The sequence below is a fragment of the uncultured Tateyamaria sp. genome (genome assembly GCF_947504105.1).
In the GTDB taxonomy this organism is placed as follows: domain Bacteria; phylum Pseudomonadota; class Alphaproteobacteria; order Rhodobacterales; family Rhodobacteraceae; genus Tateyamaria.
In genome coordinates, this window is sequence record NZ_CANNGP010000141.1 from 1 (window position 1) to 1,014 (window position 1,014).

A 1,014-nucleotide genomic window follows, 5' to 3' on the forward strand; every position below is an offset into this window, starting at 1 on the left:
AATCAAACCAATCAGATGAGCCAAACTCTCTCTTAGTTTAGACCGCCATTGGCCCCAAAAACCATGACGACGGACACGCCATTTGGTGTCTGCTGTGTAGGCTAGTACTACTTTTGCAGCATCACGCGTGTTCCAGCCATCTTCGGCCAGTCGAACCTTTTCACGCGCAGTTTCTTCGGTGAATGGTGGAAGTGGGGGACGGCTCATAGTCGGTTCCTTTGGGCTATAAACTGCGTCAGTCTGGATACAAGATAAAAAGACTGATCGGTATTCTTTACTATTCCTATTCCCAGAAATAAGTCAAACCCTATGAGAGAAAAACCCCCTAATACTTTGATTTTGCGCCAAACTAGTATACGAAACGGATAGTAACTTAAGAGATGGAAAATGCGACCCTCTAAACGCGAAGAACTTGTGAACAAAGCCCTCGATGTCTTCTACCGAGGAGGTTTCCACGCTACTGGTATGGACATGATCGTTGAAGAAACGGGTATCTCAAAGACTGCGATCTACAACCACTTTAGAACCAAAGACGACCTGATCCTTGCGGTTTTGCGGCGCCGTGATGAGGTCTTTAGAAACTGGCTGTTCAAGCGAATGTCTGAACTGGGAGCATCGGAGGCAGATCAGTTGGTGGCGATGTTCGACGCACTTGGTGAGTGGTTTCGTGAACCTTCATTTAAAGGCTGCATGTTTATAAAAGCGGTCGCAGAGTTTCAGGATCCCGATCATCCAGCCTTCAAACACTCTGTCGAACACAAGGGACTCATCGAAAAGTACCTTCTCGGTTTAGCTCAAAAATCCAAGCTGCAGCATCCAGAAACGCTTGTTAAGCGGCTACTCATCCTAAAAGAGGGAGCGATCAATGCTGCACAGTTTCGGTCGATCCCTGCCCCGGCCGAAGAAGCAAAAGAAACGGCACGTTTGCTCATAGCAGCGTGAGCGACGGTCGATGCCCCACAAATTCAATGATGCCCGTCGCGACAAGTTTCCCAAAGCTAAGTACCGGGTCAC

At 48.2% G+C, this 1,014-nt stretch carries 2 protein-coding genes; one reads left to right on the forward strand and one right to left on the reverse strand.

Annotated elements, in window-relative coordinates:
- The coding region (locus tag Q1A75_RS23945; RefSeq protein ID WP_299593370.1) for a DUF1348 family protein at positions 1-207 on the reverse strand (207 nt) is incomplete at its 3' end.
- Positions 208-387: 180 nt separating this feature from the next.
- Between Q1A75_RS23945 and Q1A75_RS23950 the strand changes: the two genes are divergently transcribed.
- Positions 388-942 (forward strand): TetR/AcrR family transcriptional regulator, encoded by a 555-nt coding sequence (locus Q1A75_RS23950; RefSeq protein WP_299593373.1) that lies wholly within the window; start codon positions 388-390, stop codon positions 940-942.
- Positions 943-1,014: the final 72 nt, after the last annotated feature.

Coding starts and splice junctions, on each gene's coding strand:
- Q1A75_RS23950 (WP_299593373.1), top strand. CDS start 388: ATGCGACCCTCTAAACGCGAAGAACTTGTGAACAAAGCCCTCGATGTC.